At 72.5% G+C, this 5,019-nt stretch carries 7 protein-coding genes; 4 read left to right on the top strand and 3 right to left on the bottom strand.

What is annotated here, in order from left to right:
• Window positions 1-124 precede the first annotated feature (124 nt).
• Window positions 125-745 (top strand): phosphoserine phosphatase SerB, encoded by a 621-nt coding sequence (serB, locus tag ACFWEJ_RS27170; protein ID WP_377232291.1) that lies wholly within the window; start codon window positions 125-127, stop codon window positions 743-745.
• 111 nt (window positions 746-856) lie between these two features.
• Here the strand turns inward: serB and ACFWEJ_RS27175 are convergent, their stop codons facing one another.
• From ACFWEJ_RS27175 to fabG, 3 genes are all read right to left on the bottom strand, one after another.
• Window positions 857-1,396, bottom strand: coding sequence for a SixA phosphatase family protein (locus ACFWEJ_RS27175; protein WP_377232292.1), 540 nt, complete (start codon window positions 1,394-1,396; stop codon window positions 857-859).
• 17 nt (window positions 1,397-1,413) lie between these two features.
• Window positions 1,414-2,184: an enoyl-ACP reductase FabI gene (gene fabI / locus ACFWEJ_RS27180; RefSeq protein WP_377232293.1), complete on the bottom strand. Its 771-nt coding sequence runs from the start codon at window positions 2,182-2,184 to the stop codon at window positions 1,414-1,416.
• A gap of 160 nt (window positions 2,185-2,344) precedes the next feature.
• Window positions 2,345-3,082: a 3-oxoacyl-ACP reductase FabG gene (fabG, locus tag ACFWEJ_RS27185; protein ID WP_377232297.1), complete on the bottom strand. Its 738-nt coding sequence runs from the start codon at window positions 3,080-3,082 to the stop codon at window positions 2,345-2,347.
• 263 nt (window positions 3,083-3,345) lie between these two features.
• Here fabG and ACFWEJ_RS27190 point away from each other — a divergent pair, with 263 nt between their 5' ends.
• From ACFWEJ_RS27190 to ACFWEJ_RS27200, 3 genes are read left to right on the top strand one after another with little or no spacing between them, the layout of a single operon-like run.
• Entirely contained in the window at window positions 3,346-3,750 is a 405-nt protein-coding gene (locus ACFWEJ_RS27190) for a DUF3099 domain-containing protein (protein WP_377232294.1), read from the top strand.
• Window positions 3,750-4,001 carry a hypothetical protein gene (locus ACFWEJ_RS27195; protein ID WP_377232295.1) on the top strand — a complete coding sequence of 84 codons (252 nt, stop codon included), beginning with the start codon at window positions 3,750-3,752 and terminating at the stop codon, window positions 3,999-4,001. Before ACFWEJ_RS27190 ends, ACFWEJ_RS27195 begins: the two co-directional genes overlap by 1 nt.
• Window positions 3,998-4,939: an SURF1 family protein gene (locus ACFWEJ_RS27200; protein ID WP_377232296.1), complete on the top strand. Its 942-nt coding sequence runs from the start codon at window positions 3,998-4,000 to the stop codon at window positions 4,937-4,939. The genes ACFWEJ_RS27195 and ACFWEJ_RS27200 overlap by 4 nt, the downstream gene beginning before the upstream one ends.
• Window positions 4,940-5,019 lie beyond the last annotated feature (80 nt).

Raw genomic sequence — 5,019 nt, forward strand, 5'->3', positions numbered from 1 at the left:
CTGAGCGCTCAGAGTGCGACTACCCCTACGTTCGACTGCCCGGGGCCGGCCGCCACGCTCGGCCGGGCGTGCAGTGGGTGGACGCCGCGGCGCGGCGGCACGCCGCTCCGGCACACTGGGGAGCGTGAAGCGACTCATCGTGTCCGACGCCGACTCCACGTTCTTCCGCCAGGAGGTCATCGAGCTCATCGCCGAGCACGCGGGCACCCGCGACGAGGTGGCCGCCGTGACCGAGCGTGCGATGCGGGGCGAGCTCGACTTCGCCGGGTCGCTGCGGGAGCGCGTGGCGACGCTGGCCGGAGTGCCCGTCGAGGCGCTGGAGAAGGTGCGCGCGGCCGTGGAGCTGATGCCCGGCGCCCGGGAGCTGGTGGCCGAGTGCCACGCACGCGGCTGGGCGTTCGGGCTGGTCTCGGGCGGGTTCGAGGAGGTCGCCGGGCCGATCGCGCGGGAGCTCGGGATCGAGCTGGTGCGGGCCAACCGGCTCGAGGTCGCCGACGGCGTGCTGACCGGCCGCACCGTGGGCCCCGTCGTCGACCGGGCCGCCAAGGCGGCGACGCTCCGCGAGTGGGCCGCGCAGGTCGGCGTGCCGATGGAGCAGACGGTCGCCGTGGGCGACGGCGCGAACGACCTCGACATGATCACCGCCGCCGGGGTGGGTGTGGCGTTCAACGCCAAGCAGATCGTCCGCGACCAGGCCCCGCACGTGATCGAGGACCGCCTCGACAACCTCCTGACCCTCCTCTGACCGACCACAGCCCCCGTTGAGTGCGGGATATCTGCGCTCTTCCGGGTGCCAGAAGCGCAGATACCCAGCACTCAACGGGGGCTGCTTGCGGGTGCGGCCGGATCAGAGCCGTCACGCCGGGCGCGTGACCTCCGTCAGGCGGGCCGTCTTGCGGTCCCACTCCGCCCAGGCCAGGTCGGCCTCCAGCACGGAGTACGTCGCCGTCGGGACGCCGACGCGCACCTGAGCGAGGGCGCCGTCCTCCGAGCCGGGACCGGCCAGGAGCTCGGCCGTGCCCGCCATGGCGGGCTCGTGACCGATCACCAGGACGGTCCGCGCCGCGGGGTCCAGCTCACGCACCAGCGCGAGGACGCCGCGCGGCATGGCACCGAGCAGGTCGTCGGTGAAGGCCACCGCCGGCTCGCCCAGGTGCTTGCGCACGAGGTCCCAGGTCTGCCGCGTGCGCAGCGCCCCGGAGACGAGGACGGCGTCGGGCACGAGGCCGGACGCGACCAGCGCCGCACCGACCTTTCCTGCCTGGTCCCGGCCACGCAGGGCGAGCGGCCGGGACTCGTCGGGAAGTTCCGACGCCGGCTCCGCCTTCGCGTGCCGGAGCAACACCAGACGCCGTGACGGCGTCGTGGTGGGCTCCGTGCCCGACGCTCTGCCCATCAGTGCCTCCTGCCCATCTATTGGCCCATGGCGTGCACGCCGCCGTCGACGTGCACGATCTCGCCTGTCGTTGCCGGGAACCAGTCGGACAGCAGGGCGGCGACGGCGCGCGCGGCCGGCTCTGCGGTGGTCTGGTCCCAGCCGAGCGGGGCTCGCGTCGGCCAGGCGTCCTCCATCGTCGCGAAGCCCGGGATGGACTTGGCGGCGGTGGTCCGGATGGGCCCAGCCGAGACGAGGTTGCAGCGGATTCCTTCAGGGCCGAGGTCGCGCGCCAGGTAGCGGTTCGCGGACTCCAGGCCGGCCTTGGCCACGCCCATCCAGTCGTAGACGGGCCAGGCGAACTGCGCGTCGAACGTCAGGCCGACGACGGCGCCGCCGTCGGTCATCAGCGGCTTGGCGGCCACCGCGAGCGACTTGTACGAGAACGTGGAGACGTGCACCGCGGTGGCGACGTCCTCCCAGGTGCCCGAGAGGAAGTTGCCGCCCATGACGGACTGCGGCGCGAACCCGATCGAGTGCACCACGCCGTCGAGCCGCTCGAAGCCCTCCGCGCGCACGGCGTCCGCGAGCGCGTCGAGGTTCTCCTGGCTGGTGACGTCCAGCTCCACGACCGGCGCCTCGACGGGGAGACGCTTGGAGAAGGCCTGGGTCAGCTTCATCTGCCGTCCGAAGGACGAGAGCACGACCTCCGCGCCCTCCTCCTGGGCGAGCCGGGCGGCGTGGAATGCGATCGACGAGTCCGTCAGCACGCCCGTGACGAGCAGCTTCTTACCTTCGAGGAGACCCATGTTGTCCTTCCGATCAGGCGCAGGCGTGCCGGAGCAACCCCTGTGCTGGGTGCGAGCGTAATGCGGATTGCTGCGCGGAACGAAACTCCGCGCCGTTCTCGATGCCGAGAATGTTGGATATGTACGGGCGAAACCGCAGGTAGCGGCGTCAGACTACGGGTCAGTGCCCCATGCCGAGGCCGCCGTCGACGGGGATGACGGCACCCGTGACGTAGCCGGCGGCGTCGGACGCGACGAAGGAGACCACGGAGGCCACCTCGTCCGGCGTGGCGAACCGGCCGGCCGGGATCGACTTCAGGTAGCCGTTGCGCACGTCCTCGGACAGCGCGGCCGTCATGTCGGTCTCGACGTACCCGGGGGCGACGACGTTCGCCGTGATGCCGCGCGTCCCGAGCTCCCGGGTGATCGAGCGGGCCATGCCCACCAGGGCGGCCTTCGACGACGAGTAGTTGACCTGGCCGGGGCCGCCGGACAGGCCCACGATCGAGCCGAGCAGCACGATGCGGCCCTTGCGGGCCCGGATCATGCCCTTGGACGCGCGGCGCACGCAGCGGAACGTGCCCTTGAGGTTCACGTCGATGACGGTCTCGAACTCCTCGTCGCTCATGCGCATGAGGAGCTGGTCCTTGGTCACGCCGGCGTTGGCGACGAGCACCTCGACGGGACCCAGGTCGGCCTCGATGGCGGTGAACGCCGCGTCGACGGCCGCGGTGTCGGTGACGTCCGCCACGTAGGGCTCCACGCCCTTGGGCAGCTCACCACCGCGGTAGATCGTGGCGACGCGGTCGCCGTCGGCGACGAACCGCTCCGCGATGGCGCGGCCGATGCCGCGTGCGGCACCCGTCACGACGACGACACGGCCGGTCGGACCTGCGGCAATGCTCTGAGTGGCGGGCATGGTGGTCACCTGAGGCTCCTCGATGCTGGGCTTTTCGCAAAGGGCCGCGCGAGGCTGGGGGCCGCGGCCGGTACCTGGGTCGATCCGGGTCCGCTGCGACGCTACCCCGCGCGTCGTACGCGCGCCGCGCGCGCCGGGCCACAGGGATGGACCGGACCTTGTCGGTTTTCTACAACAACCCCGAGCGTATCGGGCACGCACCGGGTCGTGTGAGGTACGTCGGCATCGTGTCCGACGTCGTCGGACGCACGTAGACTGACAGGATGAGCGAGCCGGTTCCTTCCATCACCTCGGCCCCCGAGCCGCTGGCGGTGGACCAGGCGCGCCGCACGCGCAGCTACCTCATCCAGATGTCCATCCGCGTGGTCTGCATCATCGGCGCCGTCGTGGTCGACGGCTGGATCCGCTGGGCCCTGGTGGCCGCCGCGGTGGTGCTGCCGTACTCCGCGGTGCTGGTCGCCAACGCCGGGCGCGACCACACGACGCATGACACCTCCCCCGTCACGCCGCAGGCCGCCCCGATGCTCGAGGAGCTGCCCGAGGACGCGCCCCCGGCCGCGCACCAGGACCACGCGGCGGACGACGGTCCCGACGACCAGGGCGCCGACGACGGGACCGGACGGCTGAGCTATGGTTCGGGCCGCGTGATCAACCACGTGGACGACTGATGGACGTGCTGGGACTGGCGGGCGCGACGCCCGACGCCGTTCCCGACGGCGAGCTGATCTGCAGTGCCAAGGGCTGCCGCAACGAGGCCGTCTGGGGCCTGCTCTGGAACAACCCGAAGCTGCACACGCCCCAGCGGCGCAAGGTGTGGCTCGCGTGCGACGAGCACCGCGAGCACCTCGAGCAGTTCCTGGGGGCGCGGTCCTTCTGGAAGCAGACCGTTCCGGTGACGGAACTGGACCGGGCCTCGTGAGCGACGCGTCGGTGCCCGCCCTTGGGCCGGACGACGCCCGGGGGCCCCGCACGACCCGCCAGTGGGTGATCCTCGCGGTAGGCGCCGTGGTCCTCGCCGCGCTGTGCCTGATCGCGGGCCGCTGGCAGTGGAACAGGTACGAGTCCCGCGAGATCGAGATCGACCGCATCGAGAACAACTGGTCCGCGCCCGCGGTCTCCGTCGACGAGGTCCTGGCGGGGCCGGGGGCCGTGCTGCCGGAGTCCGACGTCTGGCGCCCGGTCGAGCTGGAGGGCAGCTACGTGACCGACGCGACGGTGCTGCTGCGCAACCGGCCCGTCGCCGGCCAGAACGGCTACCACGTCCTGGTCCCGTTCGAGGCCCGCATGCCGGACGGCCGGGACATCGTGCTGGTCGTCGACCGCGGCACCGTACCGCTCGGGTCGGACGGCTCGGAGCCCGAGGCGGTCCCCGCGCCGCCGTCGGGCGACGTGACCGTGGTGGTCTCGATGCGGGCCGACGAGCCCGCCTCGACGCGCGGCGCCCCCGGTGGTCAGGTGCAGGCGATCTCGACGGCCCAGGTGCTCGCGGCAGGGGCCGACGGCGCGGACTGGGCCGAGGGGCGGACCGTCGGCGCGTACGGCGCCCTCCGCTCGGAGACGCCGGCACCCGACATCCAGCTCGCCACCCTGCCCAAGCCCGACACCGACCCCGGGTCGCACCTGTCCTACGCGTTCCAGTGGTGCATCTTCGCGATCGGCGCGATCGCCGGCTACGTGCTGCTGTGGCGCCGCGAGCGCGGGGCGCTGCGCGGCGAGAACGTGTCGGCGGGCGACCTGCTGCTCGCCTCCGGCGGGGAGTCCGACGGCGAGGGCGTGCGGGCGCGCAGACCGGCCCGAGAACGCCGTCCGACCGCGGAGGACGAGGAGGACGCGCTGATCGAGGCCCAGCTGCGCTGAGCGCGCAGCAGGCCCGGACAGCGGGTCCGGGGAACGACTTACGCAGCCGAGGGGGTAACGCTGAGCTAGCAGTGCTCGCT

The organism is Promicromonospora sp. NPDC060204, from assembly GCF_042728455.1.
Taxonomy (GTDB): Bacteria; Actinomycetota; Actinomycetes; order Actinomycetales; family Cellulomonadaceae; genus Promicromonospora.